This is a genomic window from Kocuria carniphila, assembly GCF_004136555.1.
GTDB classification, from domain to species: domain Bacteria; phylum Actinomycetota; class Actinomycetes; order Actinomycetales; family Micrococcaceae; genus Kocuria; species Kocuria carniphila.
Genome location: NZ_NOIT01000002.1, coordinates 69,034 through 88,211 on the forward strand (window position 1 = coordinate 69,034; position 19,178 = coordinate 88,211).

General features: G+C 64.4%; 15 protein-coding genes, 1 tRNA gene and 1 pseudogene. 8 read left to right on the forward strand and 9 right to left on the reverse strand.

Features of this window, described 5'->3' with window-relative positions:
• Positions 1 to 47 precede the first annotated feature (47 nt).
• The gene (locus tag EWV37_RS01735) at positions 48 to 1,979 is read left to right on the forward strand and encodes an NHL domain-containing thioredoxin family protein (protein ID WP_095796362.1); all 1,932 of its coding nucleotides are present in this window, start codon (positions 48 to 50) and stop codon (positions 1,977 to 1,979) included.
• Positions 1,980 to 2,098: 119 nt separating this feature from the next.
• On the opposite strand, the gene EWV37_RS01740 is transcribed toward EWV37_RS01735, so the two are convergent.
• Positions 2,099 to 3,082, reverse strand: a complete 984-nt coding sequence (locus EWV37_RS01740; protein ID WP_129699558.1) for a hypothetical protein — start codon at positions 3,080 to 3,082, stop codon at positions 2,099 to 2,101.
• Between the two features lie 139 nt (positions 3,083 to 3,221).
• On the opposite strand from EWV37_RS01740, the gene EWV37_RS01745 reads away from it, so the two are divergent.
• Complete coding sequence (locus tag EWV37_RS01745) at positions 3,222 to 3,875, forward strand: hypothetical protein (protein WP_129699559.1); 654 nt, start codon at positions 3,222 to 3,224, stop codon at positions 3,873 to 3,875.
• A 326-nt stretch (positions 3,876 to 4,201) separates the two neighbouring features.
• Here the strand turns inward: EWV37_RS01745 and EWV37_RS01750 are convergent.
• The 7 genes and pseudogenes from EWV37_RS01750 to EWV37_RS01780 all read right to left on the reverse strand — a co-directional run.
• Positions 4,202 to 5,443, reverse strand: a pseudogene (locus EWV37_RS01750) (ABC transporter ATP-binding protein); the annotation flags it as partial.
• Positions 5,444 to 5,497: 54 nt separating this feature from the next.
• A complete protein-coding gene (locus EWV37_RS01755) occupies positions 5,498 to 6,334 on the reverse strand; it encodes a carbohydrate ABC transporter permease (RefSeq protein ID WP_095796365.1) in 837 nt (278 codons plus the stop codon).
• Positions 6,335 to 6,340: 6 nt separating this feature from the next.
• Complete coding sequence (locus EWV37_RS01760; RefSeq protein WP_129699561.1) at positions 6,341 to 7,306, reverse strand: carbohydrate ABC transporter permease; 966 nt, start codon at positions 7,304 to 7,306, stop codon at positions 6,341 to 6,343.
• Positions 7,303 to 8,619: an extracellular solute-binding protein gene (locus EWV37_RS01765; RefSeq protein ID WP_238663000.1), complete on the reverse strand. Its 1,317-nt coding sequence runs from the start codon at positions 8,617 to 8,619 to the stop codon at positions 7,303 to 7,305. The genes EWV37_RS01760 and EWV37_RS01765 overlap by 4 nt, the downstream gene beginning before the upstream one ends.
• A gap of 127 nt (positions 8,620 to 8,746) precedes the next feature.
• A complete protein-coding gene (locus EWV37_RS01770; protein WP_129699562.1) occupies positions 8,747 to 9,667 on the reverse strand; it encodes an AEC family transporter in 921 nt (306 codons plus the stop codon).
• A 76-nt stretch (positions 9,668 to 9,743) separates the two neighbouring features.
• Positions 9,744 to 10,196 carry an aspartate 1-decarboxylase gene (gene panD, locus EWV37_RS01775; protein WP_129699563.1) on the reverse strand — a complete coding sequence of 151 codons (453 nt, stop codon included), beginning with the start codon at positions 10,194 to 10,196 and terminating at the stop codon, positions 9,744 to 9,746.
• A 77-nt stretch (positions 10,197 to 10,273) separates the two neighbouring features.
• Positions 10,274 to 10,347: transfer RNA gene (locus EWV37_RS01780), tRNA-Gly, on the reverse strand.
• A 108-nt stretch (positions 10,348 to 10,455) separates the two neighbouring features.
• Here EWV37_RS01780 and EWV37_RS01785 point away from each other — a divergent pair.
• Both EWV37_RS01785 and dcd read left to right on the forward strand, forming a co-directional pair.
• Positions 10,456 to 10,959 carry a GNAT family N-acetyltransferase gene (locus tag EWV37_RS01785; protein WP_129699564.1) on the forward strand — a complete coding sequence of 168 codons (504 nt, stop codon included), beginning with the start codon at positions 10,456 to 10,458 and terminating at the stop codon, positions 10,957 to 10,959.
• Between the two features lie 27 nt (positions 10,960 to 10,986).
• Positions 10,987 to 11,565, forward strand: coding sequence for a dCTP deaminase (gene dcd, locus EWV37_RS01790; RefSeq protein WP_129699565.1), 579 nt, complete (start codon positions 10,987 to 10,989; stop codon positions 11,563 to 11,565).
• A 74-nt stretch (positions 11,566 to 11,639) separates the two neighbouring features.
• On the opposite strand, the gene EWV37_RS01795 is transcribed toward dcd, so the two are convergent.
• The gene (locus EWV37_RS01795) at positions 11,640 to 12,962 is read right to left on the reverse strand and encodes an MFS transporter (protein ID WP_129699566.1); all 1,323 of its coding nucleotides are present in this window, start codon (positions 12,960 to 12,962) and stop codon (positions 11,640 to 11,642) included.
• A gap of 224 nt (positions 12,963 to 13,186) precedes the next feature.
• On the opposite strand from EWV37_RS01795, the gene EWV37_RS01800 reads away from it, so the two are divergent.
• From EWV37_RS01800 to EWV37_RS01815, 4 genes are read left to right on the forward strand one after another with little or no spacing between them, the layout of a single operon-like run.
• Positions 13,187 to 16,303 carry a Na+/H+ antiporter subunit A gene (locus tag EWV37_RS01800; RefSeq protein ID WP_129699567.1) on the forward strand — a complete coding sequence of 1,039 codons (3,117 nt, stop codon included), beginning with the start codon at positions 13,187 to 13,189 and terminating at the stop codon, positions 16,301 to 16,303.
• Positions 16,300 to 16,890: a Na(+)/H(+) antiporter subunit C gene (locus tag EWV37_RS01805; RefSeq protein WP_016997736.1), complete on the forward strand. Its 591-nt coding sequence runs from the start codon at positions 16,300 to 16,302 to the stop codon at positions 16,888 to 16,890. Before EWV37_RS01800 ends, EWV37_RS01805 begins: the two co-directional genes overlap by 4 nt.
• Positions 16,887 to 18,524 (forward strand): Na+/H+ antiporter subunit D, encoded by a 1,638-nt coding sequence (locus tag EWV37_RS01810; protein WP_095796374.1) that lies wholly within the window; start codon positions 16,887 to 16,889, stop codon positions 18,522 to 18,524. Before EWV37_RS01805 ends, EWV37_RS01810 begins: the two co-directional genes overlap by 4 nt.
• Positions 18,521 to 19,177 carry a Na+/H+ antiporter subunit E gene (locus tag EWV37_RS01815; protein ID WP_129699568.1) on the forward strand — a complete coding sequence of 219 codons (657 nt, stop codon included), beginning with the start codon at positions 18,521 to 18,523 and terminating at the stop codon, positions 19,175 to 19,177. The genes EWV37_RS01810 and EWV37_RS01815 overlap by 4 nt, the downstream gene beginning before the upstream one ends.
• The last annotated feature ends 1 nt before the right edge of the window (position 19,178 follow it).

Genomic DNA, 19,178 nt, shown 5'->3' on the forward strand with positions numbered 1-19,178 from the left:
GAAGATGCGCGCGGCGGCTAACGTTGACCTGGAAGACCTGATTTTACATGCCTGGAAGGACTCATCACACTGTGAAGACACAGCGGAGCACTACCCCCGTACGAGCTTCCGAGCTCACCGGCCGCGCCTGGCTCAACACCGGCGACCGGCAGCTGGATCTGGAGGCCCTGCGCGGCAAGATCGTGGTGTTGGACTTCTGGTCCTTCTGCTGCATCAACTGCCTGCACGTGCTGGACGAGCTGCGCCCGCTCGAGGAGAAGTACTCGGACGTGCTGGTGACCGTGGGCGTGCACTCGCCCAAGTTCGAGCACGAGGCCGATCCCGAAGCGCTCGCCGCCGCGGTGGATCGCTACGAGATCACCCACCCGGTGCTCGACGATCCCGAGCTCAAGACCTGGGACGCCTACACGGCGCGTGCCTGGCCCACCCTGGTGGTGCTGGATCCCGAAGGTTACATCGTGGCGCACCTGTCCGGCGAGGGTCACGTGCAGGGCCTGGAATCCCTGGTGGAGGAGCTCGTGGCCGAGCACGACGCCAAGGGCACCCTGCACCGCGGCGACGGTCCCTACGTGCCGCGCCCGCGTCCCGAGGGCGACCTGCGCTTCCCGGGCAAGTCCGTGCGTCTGCCGGACGGCTCCTTCCTGGTCACCGATACCGGCCACCACCGCCTGGTGCAGCTCGAGGACGACCTCACCACGGTGCGCCGGGCCATCGGTTCCGGTACCAAGGGCTGGGCGGACGGCCCCGCGGATGCCACCCGCTTCAACGAGCCGCAGGGCGTGGCCCTGCTGCCCGAATCGGTGCGCGCGACCGTGGGTTACGACCTGATCGTCGCGGACACCGTCAACCACCGCCTGCGCGGCGTGGAATTGTCCACGGGCAAGGTGCGCACCCTGGCCGGTAACGGCGTGCAGCGCCTGCTCGACGACGCTCGCGCTCGCGGCGTGGACCCCAACGAAATTCCCGCCGACGCCGCTCCCACGGACGTTGCGCTGTCCTCGCCGTGGGACGTGCTGTGGTCCACCGCAGCGGACACCCTGGTCATCGCGATGGCCGGCACCCACCAGCTGTTCTCCTTCGACCCGCGCACCGGTCAGGTCGCCGTGCTCGCGGGCACCGGTGACGAGGGCCTGCGCGACGGCGCCGCGAGCGAGTCCTGGTTCGCCCAGCCGTCGGGTCTGGCACAGGATTCCTCCGGGACGGTCTGGGTTGCGGACTCCGAGTCTTCGGCACTGCGCCGCGTGCGCTTCGACGAGTCCGGTGCGGTGTCCTCCGTGGACAGTCCGATCGGTGAGGGTCTGTTCGACTTCGGCTTCCGCGACGGCGCTGCCGACCAGGCCCGCTTGCAGCACTGCCTGGGCGTTGCCGTGCTGCCCGACAACTCGGTGGCGATCGCGGACACCTACAACGGCGCGATCCGTCGCTACGACCCCTCGACCAACGAGGTCTCCACGCTGACCCGCGGGCTGGCCGAGCCGTCCGGCGTGATCCTGGACGACGCGGACGAGCAGCCCGTCATGGTGGTTGTCGAAGCCAACGCTCACCGTTTGGTGCGCGTGCCGGTGCCCAAGGACGCTCAGACCGTGGACGAGGGTGCGGCACAGATGCAGCGCAAGCGCACCCCGATCGCACCGGGTGCCCTGGACCTGGTGGTCCGGTTCTCCGCTCCCACCGGCCAGAAATTGGATACCCGCTGGGGCGACCCCACCCAGCTGAAGGTTTCGTCCTCCCCGGCCGAGGCACTCCTTGAGGGCGACGGCACTGCGCAGGGTCTGACCCGCACGCTGCGCCTGGCCGACGGCGTGACCGAGGGAGTTCTGCACATCACCGCCCGTGCTGCCGCATGCGACGGTTCCCCGGACGGCGAGATCCCCGAGCACGCCGCGTGCCACCTGTACCAGCAGGACTGGGGCATTCCGTTCACGGTTTCCGATGACGCCGAGTCCGAGCTGACCCTGGAGCTGCGCGGGCTCGACTGATCCCGCCGCTGATCGGTGACATGAGAAAGGCCGCTACCGTCCGTGGGGACGGTGGCGGCCGTTCTCATGGTGAATTCTGCCTCGACACGGGGTGGCCAGCACGATTCAGTGCTTGTGGGTCAGTGTCTGGGCGTGACCGTGGCCTCGTCCTCGGTCACGTCCAGGGTGGCCTTGAACGTGAACGGCACTTCCTCCGAGACCTTGCTGGTCTTGCCGTCCATCAGGTTGACCGAGGTGAACTCGATCTTGGCCGTGCCCGGGCTGTCCATGAGCCCCCACTTGTCCGCATTGGGTCCACTCAGCCGGATGTCAGTGGTGGGGTATTCGGTGATGGACCACTTGACGTTGTCCTGGACTCGTCCCGAGAACTCGTAAGAGAACGGGCAACTGGCCGGGTACAGGGTGTCCTGCTCGGCGCACGTGTCCAGGTACGTCTTGGTCTGCTCGCTGACCTGCGACTTCAGTTCATCCGAGGGCCTGGCGTCCAGCGTGAGATCGGTCTCTGCATCTGGATCGGTCACCAGGGTCTGTTCGGGCTCGGCCGTCACCATGGGGGACGTGTAGGAACCGGTGTAGATCCCGGGGTAGAAGACCGCGAAGTCACGGGCGGAGTCGGTCAGCGCCACGGATTCCCCGTTGATGTCCACCGCGGTGGAACCGGGCATGGTCACGTGCATGGTGGGCAACGTGGTTCGGTCGAAATCCCACACCGTGAAGAATCCCCACTGGGTGTCTGCGGGGTGGAGAGTGAACTCGGAACTGTGTTCCTGCCCGTCCAAGGTGTAGTCGGCGCGGACCACGGCTTGGTCGCTGGTCGAGGACACCGTGGAGATCTCCACGTCGTCTAATTTCTCCGCGGCGGCCTCCAACGGCTCACCGTCCAGCAGGGCCGCGTTCGAATCGGGGACCTCGGCGTTGAGCGCACCGAGAGCCGCGGCGCCGTCGCCGGCCTGGAGCGCGTCGAAGTAAGCCTTGACGTCCGTTTCCGGGCCGTACTGGTACTTGTTGACCAGGGCGATCGTGACCGCCGCGGCCGCGACCGAGAGCACAATGAGAAAAAGCCATGCCCCTACGGCCTTCAGTACACGGTCGGTTTGTTCCATGGATCATCACGTTAGCCCATCTACCGGAGCTAGACCGAAGACGGCGCAATACGACGATTCATTGATCTGGGCCTGCCAAAACTCCGCGTTAAGCTGGTGCGGGTCCACACCAACGGCAGCGGGAGAATCTCAGCACACCATGGCAGAAACAGTTCGGCAGGTTCCGGAGAAATATTCCGCTCCGCAGCATGTCTTTCACCCGCGCATCACCTCGTACGGGCGCAGAATCTGGGCCGCGGTGCCGCCGCTCTTGCTGGTAGCCGTGGCCTTGCTCGCGCTCTACTACCGCCGCCCACGCGGGCCCGTGATCGCGGTCCTGATCTTCCTGGCCCTGGTCGGCGGAATCATCGCCTACGGATACCTGCGCCCCGCGCTGACCGTGATCACACAGACGCACTTCTTGAAGTCGCGCTGGATCGGATTTCACGCCGTACCCCGCGACCGGGTGCATCAGGTGGTCACGGTGGACAAGCTCCTGCCGCCGCGCCCCAAGCCCGGGAAACCTCGCGGCCGGCCGTACTTGTGGCTCGTGACGGAGACCGGCAAGCGGGCCATGGCCCTGGACGGCATCGTGTGGGACGCGGCCTCGCTCAAGAGTTTCGCGGACCTTTCCGGCGCGCAGCACGTGAACTTCAAACAGGCCACGCCGGACCAGGTCAGTAAGCACTGGCCCAAGTTGGTTTCCTGGCACGTGCGTTACCCACGGTTGCGCTACGCGGCCTCGTCGCTGGCTCTGGTGCTCGTGATCGTCCTGGTCGTCTGGTTGACCTTCGTCCAGACCACGTTCCAGTAACAGCCGCACAAACGCCGACGCCGCCGTGAGACTCCCTGGGGAGTCTCACGGCGGCGTCGGCGTTTCTATGCGCTTGGCGAGCGTCAGGCGCTGGTGCTGCCGCCCTGGCCCTGCCATGGGGCGTCGTCAGCGCGGTGACGGCCACCGGCCTCGGGACGATCACCGGTGGCATTGCCGTCACGGGTGTCCGTGCGGAGGATGTCGGCATCGGAACGATCACCTGCCGCAGCGCGATCACTCGCATCCCTGCGGGGCGTGTCCGCCGTGCGGTCGCCCGTGTGAGCGGCACCGTTGTCACGATGGGTGCCACCCGACTCGCGGTCGGCCTTCTGCCGCGCGCGCTCGGTCTCGGCTTCGCGCTCCTCGGTGGCCTCGCGGGTCAACTCCGCACCGGCCTCCTCGTCGCGGGTGAGGTTCTCACCGGTCTCGGGATCGAACACGTGCATGCGGCGGGCATCCAACCAAATATTGGCCGCTGTGCCACCGCGGATGCGGGATGAAGCGTCCAGGGACACGACCACCTGCGAAGGCATCTCGTCCGCGTCCAAGTCCTTGGCCAGCTCGTCGAGCTTGTGCTTGACGGCCTGGTCCTGCTCGAACTGTCTGTAGCCGTACTGCTGGTTACCCAGCCACTCGGTGTGGGTGAACTCGGCCTCGAACGTGGTGCCGTGGGGCACCTTGGCCTCGTCCACGAACTTGGAGTCCTCGAAGTGCTCGGGGCGCAGGCCCAACAGCACAATGTCGTTCTTGCCCGACACTTTCTGCTGCACGCGCTCCGGGACGTCGATGTCACCGATGGGCGTCTTGAACACGTTGCCCTCGATGCGCGCCGGCAGGAAGTTCATGGACGGTGCTCCGATGAAGCCCGCCACGAACAGGTTGACCGGCTGTTCGTACAGCTCACGCGGGGACGCGATCTGCTGCAGCACGCCCTTCTTGAGCACGGCCACGCGGTCACCGAGGGTCATGGCCTCGGTCTGGTCGTGGGTCACGTAAATGGAGGTGATGCCCATCCGGCGCTGCAACTGGGCGATCTCCGTGCGCATCTGACCACGGAGCTTGGCGTCCAGGTTGGACAGCGGCTCGTCGAAGAGGAACGCATCCGCGTCACGCACGATCGCGCGGCCCATGGCCACACGCTGCCGCTGACCGCCGGACAGGTTGGCCGGCTTGCGCTCCAGATGATCGTCGAGGTCCAGGGTGTCCGACGCCGCACGGACCTTACGGTCGATCTCGTCGTTGGAGAACTGACCCTTGGACAACCGCAACGGGAACGCAATGTTCTCGTAGACGGTCAGGTGCGGATACAGGGCGTAGTTCTGGAACACCATGGACAGGTTGCGGTCGCGGGGAGCCTTGTCGTTGACGCGCTCGCCGTCGATGAGCAACTCGCCGCTGGTGATGTCCTCGAGTCCCACGACCATGCGCAGGAGGGTGGACTTACCACAACCCGAGGGGCCCACGAGGATCAAAAATTCGCCGTCGGCCACGTCGATGGAGACGTCATTGACCGCCGGAAAACCGTCGTCGTACTTCTTGACGAGGTTCTGCATGGTAATAGCTGCCATGTCTACTCAGTCCTTACTGTGCTTGAGCTTGAAGTGTTGAGGGACCGGCGGGGATCAACCCTTGACCGCGCCCTGGGTCAAACCGGAAACGATCTGGCGCTGGAAGGCCAGGACCAAGAGCACCACGGGAATGGTCACGATGATCGCCGCGGCGGAAATGGCGCCGGCGGGATCCTCGAACTGCGAGGCACCCGTGAAGAACGCCAGTGCCGCAGGGACCGGTCGGGCCGCCGATGTGGAGGTCAAACCGATTCCGTACACGAAGTCGTTCCAGGCGATGAAGAACGCAATGATCGCGGTGGTGAACACACCGGGTGCGGTCAGCGGAACGATCACCTTGCGGAACGCCTGCCAGGTGGACGCGCCGTCGACCTGGGCCGCGCGCTCCAGATCCCACGGGATCTGCTGGAAGAAAGCGGCCAGCGTCCAGATGGAGATCGGAAGGGTCAGGGACAGGTAAGGAATGATCAGACCGAGCCAGGTGTCGTACAGGCCCACCTGACGCCACAGGTTGAACAGCGGCGTCACGATGGAGATCACCGGGAACATGGACACCATCAGCGCGGTGGTCAACACGATGCGCTTGCCCGGGAAGTCCAGGCGGGCGATCGCGTAGGCGCACAGGGTGGCCAGCACCACGGCAATGAACGTGGCGATCAGCGAGATGCCGATGGAGTTCCACAGCGCGGGCAGGAACAGGTCCTTGGCGTCTCCCACGAAGATCTGTTCGTAGTTGTCGGTGACGAACTGGGAGGGCAAGAACTTGCCGGAACTCAGATCGGCCGGGGACTTGAACGAGGTCATCAGGATGGACAGCACCGGGAACAGCGCGTAGATCAACACCAATACGGTGACGATGGCCCATCCGAGCTTTTGTTTAGTGCTCAACATGGCGGTTTACCTACCCTTCCCAGAGCCGGCCAGATCCACCTTGAAGACCTTGATCGCGGTGAATGCTATGAGCATCACGCACAGGAACAAGATCACGGAGATCGCCGAGCCGAGGCCGATTTCCAGGCGTCCGATGGAGGTTCGATACGCGAGCAGCGAGAGCGCCTCCGTGCCGTACTGGCCCTGGGTCATGATGAAGATGTTGTCGAAAATACGGAACGCGTCCAGCGCGCGGAACACCACGGCCACCATGATGGCGGCCTTCATGTTCGGCAGGATCACCTTGGTCAGGCGCTGCCACGCGGAGGCACCGTCCACACGGGCCGCTTCGGAGAGTTCCCCCGGAACCTGTGCCAACCCGGAGAGCAGCAACAGCGAGATGAACGGGGTGGTCTTCCAGATCTCGGACGCCATGATGATGGTCAACGCGGGACCCTGAGAAGCAAACCAGTTGAAGTCCGGTCCGATACCGGGAACCCAGTCGAACCAGTTGTTGACGTAACCGGTGGTGATGTCGAACGCGTAGAACCACGCGAACGCGGAGACCACGGTGATGATTCCATAGGGCACCAGGATCGCGGTGCGCAGGAGGCCGCGGGTGGCCTTGATCGCACTGTGCATGACCAGTGCGAGGGCCAGACCCAGCACGAGTTCCACGAGGACGGTGACCACTGTGATCAACAGGGTGACACCCAGGTTTTGCCAGAACAGGGAGTCGGAGAAAACCGTGGCGTAGTTGCCCAGGAACACGAATTCCTTGTCCCCGGGTGCGGTGAGGCGGAAGGAGAACAGGGAGTCGTACAGGGCCTGCACAATGGGGTACAGGGTCACCAGCAACATGATGATGAACGCGGGGCCGGCCAGCAGCCAACCGAGCTTTCGCTCCGCCCGGACGCGGTCCGAAATCTGCCGTTTGGCCTTGGGCGCTTGGGTCCCAGGTGCTCGGGTCGAAGAATCGACGGTGGTACTCACAGCAGCGCATCTCCCTTCAGGACTTGCTCAATAAAGGCAGTGGTCTCTTTAGGCGTGTTCTCGTTCACGCTCTGCGGTGGCGTCCACTCCTGCTGAATGGCGGTGGAAATCTCGTTGTAGTACGGAGTCTGCGGGCGCGGTGCCGCGTTGTCCAGGGATTCCCGAATGACCGAAGCCTGCGGGTACGCCTCACGCACCGCGGCGTCGTCAAAGGCCTTGGCGGAGGACGGCGGGTTGCCGTTGGTCGCGAAGTACTGCGACTGGTGTTCCGGGGTGACGATGCACTCCACAGCCTCCCAGGCGAGATCCTGGTTTTCGGAAGTGGCACCCACACCAATGTTGATACCACCCAGCGGAGGGGCGGACGGGGTGTCGGCATTGACGCGGGGCCATTGGGCCCAGCCGATATCGTCCACCAGGGACTTGTCCAGCGACCCTTCTTCCACGGCGCCGTTGGACGCCGCCCAGACGAACGGCCAGTTCACCATGAACGAGCCCTTGTCCCCCTGGAACTGGATCATGGAGGAGTTCTCGTCCTGGGTCGGAAGCCCAGGTCCACCCAGGCCCTCCTTGCCAATGGTGCCCACGATGTCCGCGGCCTTCTCGCCGGCCTCGGTGTCCAGGGTGATGTCCGCGTCCTGGCCCTCTTCGCCGGCGGTGATGATCTCGCCACCGGCCGAGGCAACCAGCCCGTTGACCCACACGGTCATGGACTCGGCCTGGGTGCCTTGAACGCCCAAATACTTGTCCTGGCTGCGTGCGGCGTCAATGATTTGATCCCACGTGACCGGCTTGGACATGTCCAGACCGGCGGCTTGTGCGACCGACTTGCGGTACCAGAGCAACTGGGTGTTGGCCCAGAACGGTACGGCCACGATCTCACCGTCCCACTTGGCGCCCTCGAGTGGGCCGTCCAGGGTGTCCGAGGTGGTCCTTTCGACCACGTCCGCCGGCGGCTTGGCCAGGAACCCGGGCTCGGCGAGCTCGGGAACGAACGGCGGGTCCAGGCTCATGATGTCCATGGACGTGTCGCCGGCGGCCAATCGCCGGGCCAACTGCTCTCGCTGCGAGGACGCATCGCGGGGCAGCAGGGACGTTTCGATCTTGTACTTCCCGTCAGAGGCCGCGGAGCATTGTTCCGCAATGGTGGCCTGCCCGCCGTCGTCCGGGTTGATGTACCACGTCAGCGTGGGCGGGCCCGATTCTTGCGAACCGCACGCCGTCAGCAACATTGCCGACGCGCCCGCGAGCGCAACCGCACTGCGGATCCGGCGTCCCCTCCGCGCCCTGCGTGGTGTGTGAGTGGCTTTCACTATGATTCCTCCCCTGTGACAAGGTCATCCACTGGGCAGTGAGCCCATGGACCCGGAAGGGTCATCAGGCTGCTCAGCATTTACTCAGTCTATGGGTGAGGCATCTCACACCTGTCGACCGACGCGGTCACGAAAGCACTACGGCAATGATTGCCATGGTGACCATCGAGAACACCGTGGTGACCAGGACCGTGTCACGGCTCACAGTGGTTGCGCGTTTATACCGTACCGCCGCCACGTAGAGATTTTGAGCAGTGGGCAGGGATGCCATGATCACCGTGGCGTACAGGGCATGACCCTCGAGCCCCAGGAGGTGCCCCAAGAGCAGGGCGAGCGCGGGGTGGACGAACAACTTTGCCGCGGAGGCAAGCAGAGTGTCCATGCGTTCGCGCTTGTCCGACAGGGGTCGTGAGCCCACCAGGGACATGCCGAAGGCCAGCAGCATGGCGGGGATGCTTGCGCCGGCGACCAGTTCAATGGGCTGCAGCACCAGATCGGGCAGGTGCCATTCGGTCGCACCGAACAGGATGCCCAGCAGGGACCCCACGATCAGTGGATTGGTGAACGTGTTCTTAAGAATCGAGCCCGGGGTGGGTCTGGCGCCGTCGGTGAGGGTGTCCATGATCGTGAGGTACAGCGGTGAATTAATGGCCAGCTGGAACAACATCACGGGGGCCACCTGGGACGCGTCCCCCAGGACGAACACGGCAATGGGGATGCCCAGGTTGGCGGCGTTGACCTGACCGGCGGCCTGGGATCCCATCACCACGGTGGCGGCATCACGTTTGAGCGCGAAGCGTGAGACGCCCGCGTACAGGCCCATGGTCAACCACGCGGAGAGCATGGCGATCAGCAGGGGAGTGGACAGGATCTGCGCAATGTCCGCCTGCGAGATGGTGAGGAACAACAGCGGCGGGGAGGCCACGTAGAACGCGAGTTTGGACAGTACTACCTGTCCGTGCGGGCCCAGAAAACCGGAGCGGCCCACCAGGAATCCCACACCGATGACGGCCCAAATGATGAAAAACCCGGAAAACACGCCGCTCACGGGCGTGTTCTCTCGGGTAAGGGCCGTTCGTCGCGCACGACCCCGGGGTCCGGGGAACCGAGAAGCACCGTGGTGGCTACAGTGCCGCTACAGCGGCGTCTTCCTGGGCCCGCGCATGGTCCCGCGCCTGGGGCGGGCGAACCATGTCGCCGGTGACGGCGTCCGCCGGATCCGAACCCAGGGCCACGATCTTGTTGTTCTCGTTCACGTGCACCACGTGGGGGTTGTAGTTCTGGGCTTCCGCGGTGTCCATGAGTCCGTAGGAAATCAGGATCACCAGGTCACCGGGCTGCACCAGGTGGGCGGCGGCACCGTTGATCCCGATCACGCCGCTGCCGCGCTCGCCGGCGATCGTGTAGGTCTCGAGCCGGGCACCATTGTTGATGTCCACGATAGACACCTGTTCGCCCGGAAGAATGTTGGCCGCATCCAGCAGGTCCTGGTCCACGGTCACGGATCCCACGTAGTGCAGGTCGGCCTGGGTGACGGTTGCTCGGTGGATCTTTCCGGTGAACATGGTGCGCAACATGGGTGCTCCTCGACGCGTGCAATGTCTAACACGAACCCCGGGTCCTCGAAGGTGTCCCGGGGCAGTGGCGCGATATGTGGAGCGGCTGACGGGAATCGAACCCGCGTATCAGGCTTGGGAAGCGTGCGCTCTACCATTGAGCTACAGCCGCGCGTTGCACCAATCAGACCAAGCGGCCCGATTGAACGCCACCGAGTCTACAACAACTTCAGCGGGGACTTTCTTCCCAGGTCCCCCGAACCACGAGGTAGGAGCGCCCATGATCCGGCCAGCCGATCCGCGTGACCTGATCTCGCTCCCAGCTGTGGAAGTGGCCGCGGGCAAGATCTTCGAGGACGTCGGCATGCCTGAGATCGCACTCGACGTCCCGCCCAGTCTGACCTGGCTGGGTGGCTTCCAACGAGCGGGCCAGTTATGGGTCGCGACCGACGACGCGGGAGAACCGGCCGCGTATTGCGCCGTCGAGCTGATCGGGGCCAATGCCCACATCGCGCAGGTTTCGGTTCACCCCAGGCTGGCAGGACGGCGCATTGGTGCGGCCCTCATCGACACCGTGGGTGATTGGGCCGAGACCCAAGGCTTGGACGGACTGTCCCTGACCACGTTCCGAGACGTTCCGTGGAACGCGCCCTACTACGCGCGCCTGGGCTTCCGCGAACTGCCGGAGGGAGAGTGGTCCCCGGAGCTGCGTAGTGTGGTCGACCGTGAAACCGCGCAAGGACTGGATCCTGCCGCGCGGGTGGTCATGATGAAACCTCTGTGACCGGTACCGGTGCACTACCGTGTAATCGTGCTCATCTCCGATCGTGATATTCGCAGCCTCATGGATTCCGGCCGTGTGAAGCTGGAACCGTACGACCCCGCCATGATCCAGCCCGCCAGCGTGGACGTGCGCCTGGACCGGTGGTTCCGGTTGTTCGACAACCACAAGTACGCGCACATCGATCCCGCCCAGGAGCAACCCGAACTCACGCGGTTGATCGAGGTCGACCCCGACGAACCATTCGTGCTGCATCCCGGCGAGTTCGTCCTGGGCGCCACCTACGAAAAGGTCACGCTCCCCGACGACGTCGCCGCGAGACTCGAGGGTAAATCCTCCCTGGGTAGGTTGGGCCTTCTCACGCACTCCACCGCGGGGTTCATCGACCCCGGATTCTCCGGCCACGTGACGCTGGAACTGTCCAACATGGCCACGCTCCCCATCAAGCTGTGGCCGGGTTCCAAGGTGGGGCAGTTGTGCTTCTTCCAGCTCTCGTCCGCCGCGGAGCACCCCTACGGTAGCGGCGCCTACGGGAACCGGTATCAGGGTCAGCGCGGCCCCACGGCCTCGCGCAGCCATGTGAACTTTCACCGATCGCCGGTCGAATAGGACGTCCACGCCCCTGCCCGATGGAGTGGAACGCCGTATATGCCGTGTAAGGCATCTGCGGCGTACTGGTGTCATCAGGCCTGAACGGTCGTGAAGCCCTTGGGTGGCTTGGGCGTGAACAGCAGCAGGAGCAACCCCACGCCCACCACACTCAGGATCCCCAGGATGCCCCAGATCTGGGCACCGAACGCGGTGACGAAAATGCCGAACATCAGGGGTGCCAGGAAGCTGACGGCTCGACCCGTGGTTGCGTAGAGGCCGTACATCTCCCCGTCGCGACCGGACGGGGTCAGTCGTCCCAGGTAAGTTCGCGACGCCGCTTGAGCAGGTCCCACGAACAAGCACAGCGCCAGGCCGCACACCCAGAACGCGGTGGAGCCCTCCCAGAACAACAAGACGGAACCCGCGACCATGATGCCGAGCAGCGACACGACGATCACGGCACGGGGGCCGGCGGCGTCGTCGAACTTGCCGCCCACGATCGCGCCGAGCGCTGCGGCGATATTGGCGACCACCGCGAAAATGATGACCTCGGACATCGAAAAACCAAAGGTACCCGCCGCAAGAACGCCGCCGAACGTGAAGATACCGGCGAGCCCGTCGCGGAAGATGGCGGAGGAGAGCAAAAAGTAGACGGTGGCGGGGGAACGGCGCCAGACCCTGGCAATTGTGCGGAACAAATCTCTGTACGAGGCCAAGATGCCGCGGCGCGGGGCGGGTGAGGCGGCGTCGTCGTCGATCTCGAGTGGGCGGTAGGGCATGCTGCGAGCGCGCAGCATCAGGGGCAGTGAGAACACCAGAACCCACACGGCGCTGAACAGGGCCACAGAACGGTAATTGAGGGCGTCCTCGGTGGCGATCCCCAGAAAACCGGGCTGGACGAAGCCGAAGAGCACGAACGCCAACGCCACGATGCCGCCCAAGTAGCCGGCACCCCAGCCCCAACCGGAAACCGCACCGATCTTCCGGGGGCCGGCCAGACCGGGGAGCATGGCGTTGTAACTGACCTCGGCGAACTCGGCCACGATGCTGGCGATGGCGATCATTGCGACACCGAAGATCAGGAAGGACGGCTCGGGGCGGGCGAAGAACGCGAGGCCCGTGAAGAGCGCCAGCAACACCGTGTTGACACCCAAGAAGCGGGAACGGGAGCGAGGTGCGTCCGAGCGCTGCCCGATCAACGGGGCGGTCAGGGCGATGAAGAAGCCCGCGATGGCCATGCCCGCGCTCAGCACGGCAGACGTGTGCTCGGGTGAGCCGAAGGACGAACTTGTCAGGTACACGGTGAACACGAAGGTGAGCATGATCGCGTGGAACGCTGAGGATCCCGTGTCCCACAAGCACCAGGCGAGGACCTGTGCGCGCGTTCCCACGGTCTCCCGGGCTTGAGTGGTCATGGCCCCCACCCTAGGGCCCAGATGTGACCCGCGGGTAAAGAATTAACGGGGTGGCGCGCGAGCTTTTCGTTCCTCGGTTCACCCAGAGGAAAATGTGGACGTGTCATTTATGCGCTTTGTTAGGATTGGCAGGAATCTTCCGGCCCGTCCGCCTGGGTAGAACCGTGCCTTTCGTGGGGGTCATGTCCATGCTGTTTGTGACCTCCAGAGAGGTTTAGGTTTCTATGCTCGCTGTGCTGCTCCTCCACGGCCTTGCAGCCCTGTGTGCGCCAGCGATCCTCAAACGAACCGGACGATCCGGCTTCTACGCCGTGGCACTGGTGCCCCTTGGTTCGTTGATTTGGCTGTTCACTCAAACTCCCCGCGTCTACGGTGAATCCGGCGAGTGGTACAGCACCCTCGAGTGGATCCCGCAGCTGGGGATCACCCTGGCCTTCCGCATGGACGCGCTCGCCTACATGATGAGCCTGCTGATCCTGGGTGTGGGCGCACTCGTGTTGATTTACTGTGCGCTGTACTTCAAGTCCGATGCGGACGGGATCGGGGCCTTCGCAGCGCAGCTCGTGGCGTTCGCCGGGGCCATGTTCGGTCTGGTCACCGCGGACGACCTCCTGGTGCTCTTCGTCTTCTGGGAAATCACCTCGGTCCTGTCGTTCCTGCTGATCAGCTACTCGCGCACCAAGCTCGCCGCTCGTCGCGCCGCGTTGCAGGCGCTCGTGATCACCACCGCGGGTGGCCTGGCGATGCTCGTGGGCATGATCATGCTGGGCGAGGCCGCGGGGACCTACCGCGTCTCACAGATTGTCGACGCCGCCCCGGAACTGATGGCGACGTCCGCCACCCTCAACGCGGCCATTATCCTGATCCTGGCCGGCGCGATCTCCAAGTCCGCGCTGTTCCCCACACACTTCTGGCTTCCCGCGGCCATGGCCGCACCCACGCCGGTCTCCGCATACCTGCACGCTGCGGCCATGGTCAAGGCCGGCATCTACCTGGTGGCACGCTTCGCTCCGGGGTTCGCCGCGACCGAGTGGTGGTTGCCGGTCACGGTTTCCCTGGGTCTGGCCACCATGATCTTCGGCGGCTGGGTGGCCCTGCGCCAGTTCGACCTCAAACTCATCCTCGCCTACGGCACCGTGAGTCAGTTGGGCTTCATCACCGCGGTCATCAGTTTTGGTTCCGCGGACACGGCCATGGCCGGCATGGGCATGGTCATGGCCCACGGTCTGTTCAAGGCCACCCTGTTCCTGTGCGTGGGCATCATCGACCACCAGGCCGGAACGCGAGACATCCGCAGGCTCTCGGGTGTGGGGCGCAGTGCTCCCAAGTTGTTCGTCGTTTCGCTCATCGGTGCCGCGTCCATGGCGGGTGTGCCACCGCTGTTCGGTTTCGTGACTAAGGAAGCCGTGCTCACCGCACTCGTGGACCACAGCGCGGAACCCCTGGTCATGATCATGCTCGTGGGCGTGGTCATCGGCTCCATCCTGACCTTCGCCTACAGCGCGCGCTTCATGTGGGGTGGCTTCGCCCGCAAGCCAGGACAATTCTCCGAACTGGACACCGCAGAGGATGGCCAGTCGGTCATCGGTGACTTCAAGCCGGTCCCGTGGGGTTTCATCCTGGCCCCGGCCGTTCTGGCAGTCCTCACCGTAGTGTTCGGTCTGTACCCCAAGCCCATGGAAGCCGGTATCAAGCCCTATCAGGAGGAGTTCTCCGACGCCGCCGAATCCGGGGTGCACTTGGTGCTGTGGCACGGATTCACCGTGGCCCTGGGCCTGTCCGCGCTGATCATCGCCTTGGGTGCGGTGCTGTACTTCGCTCGCCGCCCCGTGGGCCAGTTCCAGGACAGGCTGCCGGAGGTTCCCACCGGTGACTTCGTTTACCGAAAGATCGTCAACGCACTGGACCTGGTGGCCGTGTGGGTCACCGGTCGCACACAGCGTGGTTCGCTGAAGTTCTACCTGTCGGTCATCCTGGTTACCGCGATCGTGGTGCCCCTGATCGCGCTGTTCTGGTACGAAACCCCGCCGTTGGCCGACACCCGCTACGCGGATTCCCCGGGCCAGTTGGTCACCGGCATTGCCATGATCGTGGCGGCACTGTTGGTGCTCACCGCGGGCAAGCGGTTCCTCGCGGTGCTGCTCGTTTCCGTGACCGGTTACGGCCTTGCGCTCATCTTCGCCCTGCAGGGTGCCCCGGACCTGGCGCTGACCCAGACGCTCGTGGAGACCATCATGCTGGTGGCCTTCGTGCTGGCGCTGCGTTCGCTGCCCGGTCCACTGTGGAACCGCCGACCCGCCGGTCGCAAGGCCTTCCGCGTGATCTTCGCCGTGGCGTTCGGGCTGTTCATGATGGCCCTTGCGGCCTTCTCGATCTCGTCCCGCTCCGCCGAGCGCATCTCGCTCGACCTGCCTCGCCTGGCTTACGAAGAGGGCGACGGCGCCAACGTGGTCAACGTGATCCTGGTCGACATCCGCGCGTGGGACACCTTCGGTGAGATCACCGTGCTGGTCGTGGCGGCCACCGGCATCGCCTCGTTGATCTTCGTGAAGAGCCGTGGCGACAGGTTGCGCAGCGAGCGGCACCAGCTGGACACGTCTGAACTCAAGATGATCCGCACGATGAACGCGGCCGCCCATTCGCAGAACGTCAACACCGAGCAGCTGGATCTGGCCCGTCGCTTCTCATCACGCCCGGATGCCGACCCGTTCATCCTGGCCGGCCGGACGCTGGCACCCGAACGGCGCTCCATCATCTTCGAAGTGATCGCACGGTTGCTGTTCCACACCTTCATGATGGTCTCCATCTACCTGCTGATCGCCGGGCACAATGACCCCGGTGGCGGCTTTGCCGGTGGCCTCATGGCCGCCCTGGCGCTCACGCTGCGCTATCTGGCCGGCGGCCGTTACGAACTGGAACGGGCCACCCCGGTCAATGCCGGTTGGATGCTCGGTGCGGGTCTGGCCATCGCCTCGCTCTACTCGATCGTGCCCGTGCTTTTCGGTGGCACCGTCATGCAGAGCTACACGTTCGAGTGGGACATGATCGTGTTCGGCCACGTGAAATTCGTGACCTCCGTGATCTTCGACATCGGTGTCTACCTGATCGTGATCGGACTGGTCCTGGACATCCTGCGTTCGTTGGGCGGGCGCATCGACGAGCGTAAGGAACGTGAGGCCTTCGACGGCACCACCAAGAAGGGCGGTGGTTCTCGCATCCGCGTGACCCGCAGCGGTCCGTCCGTCTCCGCGCAGCGCGTGGGGGACTCCGCTTCCGCAACCACGTCCAACGGACCCGGAGCCTCGGCCACGGGTGGCAACCCCACGGAGGTGCAGGGATGACTGTCAACCTGACATTGCTCGTGGTCATGGGCGTGATGTACTCCGTGGGCGTGTACTTGCTCCTGGAACGCTCCATGACCCGCGTGTTGCTGGGCATCATGCTCTTGACCAACGCCACCAACCTACTGATCCTGCACGCGGGTGGCGCCCCCGGATTCGCTCCGCTCTACAACAAGGATCTTGACGGATCCGAGTACTCGGATCCCCTACCGCAGGCGTTGATCCTGACCGCGATCGTGATTTCGCTGGCCACCACGGCGTTCATCCTGAGCATGATCTACCGCTCCTGGACCCTGGCCCGCCGCGACGAGATCCAGGACGACCTTGAAGACCGTCGCGTGGCACAGCAGTCCGCCTACGACGCCGAGGACGACGACGCCATGCCCCAGGACTCCTCCGAGTTCACCGACTCGGACACTCCGCCCGTACGGCCACGTCACAACGAAGAGGAAGCCACTGAGTCCCCCGGACATCACCGAGCACAGCACCTGGCTGCCCCTTCATCACCGGACTACGTCGAACACGCAGAGGGCCATCGCCATGAGGGTCACGGACCCGAGGACACCGGAGAGGAGGGTCGATCATGAACTATGACTTCGCGCAGCTAGCTCCGCTGGCCGTGGTGATCCCCTTCCTGGGCGCCGCGATGAACATGTTGATCGTGCACCGGAACCGGTTGCAGCGCTTCGTGACGATCGGTGCCATGAGCGTGACTCTGGCGTTGAACGTGATGATCATGATCACCGTGTGGAACCAGGGCCCGCAGGCCATCCACCTGGGTGATTGGGCCGCACCCTTCGGCATCGTGATGGTCGTCGACCAGCTGTCCGCCCTGATGCTCGTGGTCTCCGTGGTCGTTTCCTTGGCGGTGTTGATCTACGCGGCGGGCGAGGGCGTCGCCGACGGCGACGACGAGGGCCCCATCTCGATCTTCTACCCCACCTTCTTGATCCTGGTGGCCGGTGTCTCCAACGCGTTCCTCGCCGGAGACCTGTTCAACTTGTACGTGGGTTTCGAGATCCTGCTGACCGCCTCCTACGTGCTACTGACCATGGGCGGAACCGTGCAGCGCATCCGTGCCGGCGTCACCTACGTGGTGGTCTCGGTGATCTCCTCCGTGCTGTTCCTGATTTCGATCGGCATGATCTACGGCGCCACAGGTACCGTGAACATGGCCGACCTGTCCATGAAGTTGGCGGACCTGCCGCAGGGCACCCAGATGCAGTTGCACCTGATGCTGCTCATCGCGTTCGGCGTGAAGGCCGCAATCTTCCCGCTGTCGTTCTGGCTGCCCGACTCCTACCCGACCGCCTCCGCACCGGTGACCGCCGTGTTCGCGGGCCTGTTGACCAAGGTGGGCGTCTACTCGATCATCCGTACCGAGACCCTGTTGTTCCCCGGAACACAGATCAACGACCTACTGATGTGGGTCGCCCTGCTCACCATGCTGGTGGGCATCCTGGGTGCGCTGGCCCAGATCGACATCAAACGTATGCTCTCGTTCACGCTGATCAGTCACATCGGGTACATGATCTTCGGCATCGCTGTGGGGACCGAGGCCGCGTTGGCGGCAGTGGTCTATTACATTGCCCACCACATCGTGATCCAGACCAGCCTGTTCCTGGTTGCTGGCCTGATCGAACGGCGTGGCGGCTCCACCAACGTGGATCGCCTCGCGGGCATGCTCAAGATCTCACCGTTGCTCGGCATTCTGTACATGATCCCGGCCCTGAACCTGGGTGGCATTCCGCCGTTCTCCGGCTTCCTGGGCAAGGTGGGGCTCCTGGAAGCGGGCGTTGCCCGCGGAACCGGCCTGGATTACCTGCTGGTGGGTGTCAGCGTGTTCGTGTCGCTGCTGACCCTGCTCGCGCTGATTCGCGTGTGGATTCGTGTGTTCCTGCGCAGCGTGGACGACGCCGAGTATCCGGACCCCGTGCTGCGCTCCACCACCGTGGACGGCAAGCGACCGCGGACCTCCGGGCCCGCATCCCGCGACCAGTCCAGCACCTTTGCCGGTCGTGGCGCCGTGGTGCTCATGCCGAGCTTCATGGTGGGCGCAACCACGGCGCTGGTGATCGTGGGTGTTGCGTTGACCGTCTTCGCCGGGCCGCTCTTCGATCTGGCGGATAACGCTTCGCAGAACCTGATCAACCCGGACCGCTACATCGATGCCGTCTTCGCCCCGGTGGGCCAGGGTGGCGTGAGCGAGGAGGCGCAGTGAGTACTTCCCCCACCCTGAAGCGTTCCCAGAGCACGTTCCGCGCCGATATCCCGCTGCTGTTGTGGTTGGTCGTGGTGTGGGGTGCCCTGTGGGGCGATTGGAGTCTGGGAAACCTGGTGTTCGGGTTGATCCTTGCGCTGATCGTGACCCGCGCGCTCACTTTGCCTCCCATCACACTGTCCGGCCGTTTCAACGTGCTCCACTTCGCGGTGTTCGTGGCAACGTTCATCTGGCAGGTGGCCAAGGCTAGTTTCCACGTCTTCACGCTGGCCCTGATTCAGGGACCCAAGGTGCACAACGCCGTGGTGGGTGTGAAGTTGCGACAGAACAACGACCTGCTGATGACCGCGGTGGGCCACACCATGGCCCTGATCCCGGGCTCCCTGGTCATCGAGGTGGACCGTGCGTCGGGCATTCTGTACTTCCACGTTCTGGACGTATCGAACGAAGAACAGGCAGAGATCTTCCGCAAGTCCGCACTCAGGATCGAAGCCGCCTGGATCCGCATCATGGGCACCAAGGAACAGCTGAAGGAACTGAAGCACGAGTCCAAGGGCGATGACACGACCACGACCGGCATGATTCATTCGCCATCCACTCAGATGCACCGCGCAGGCGGGGCAGCTGAGCGGGCTGATCGGGGAGAGGAGTAAG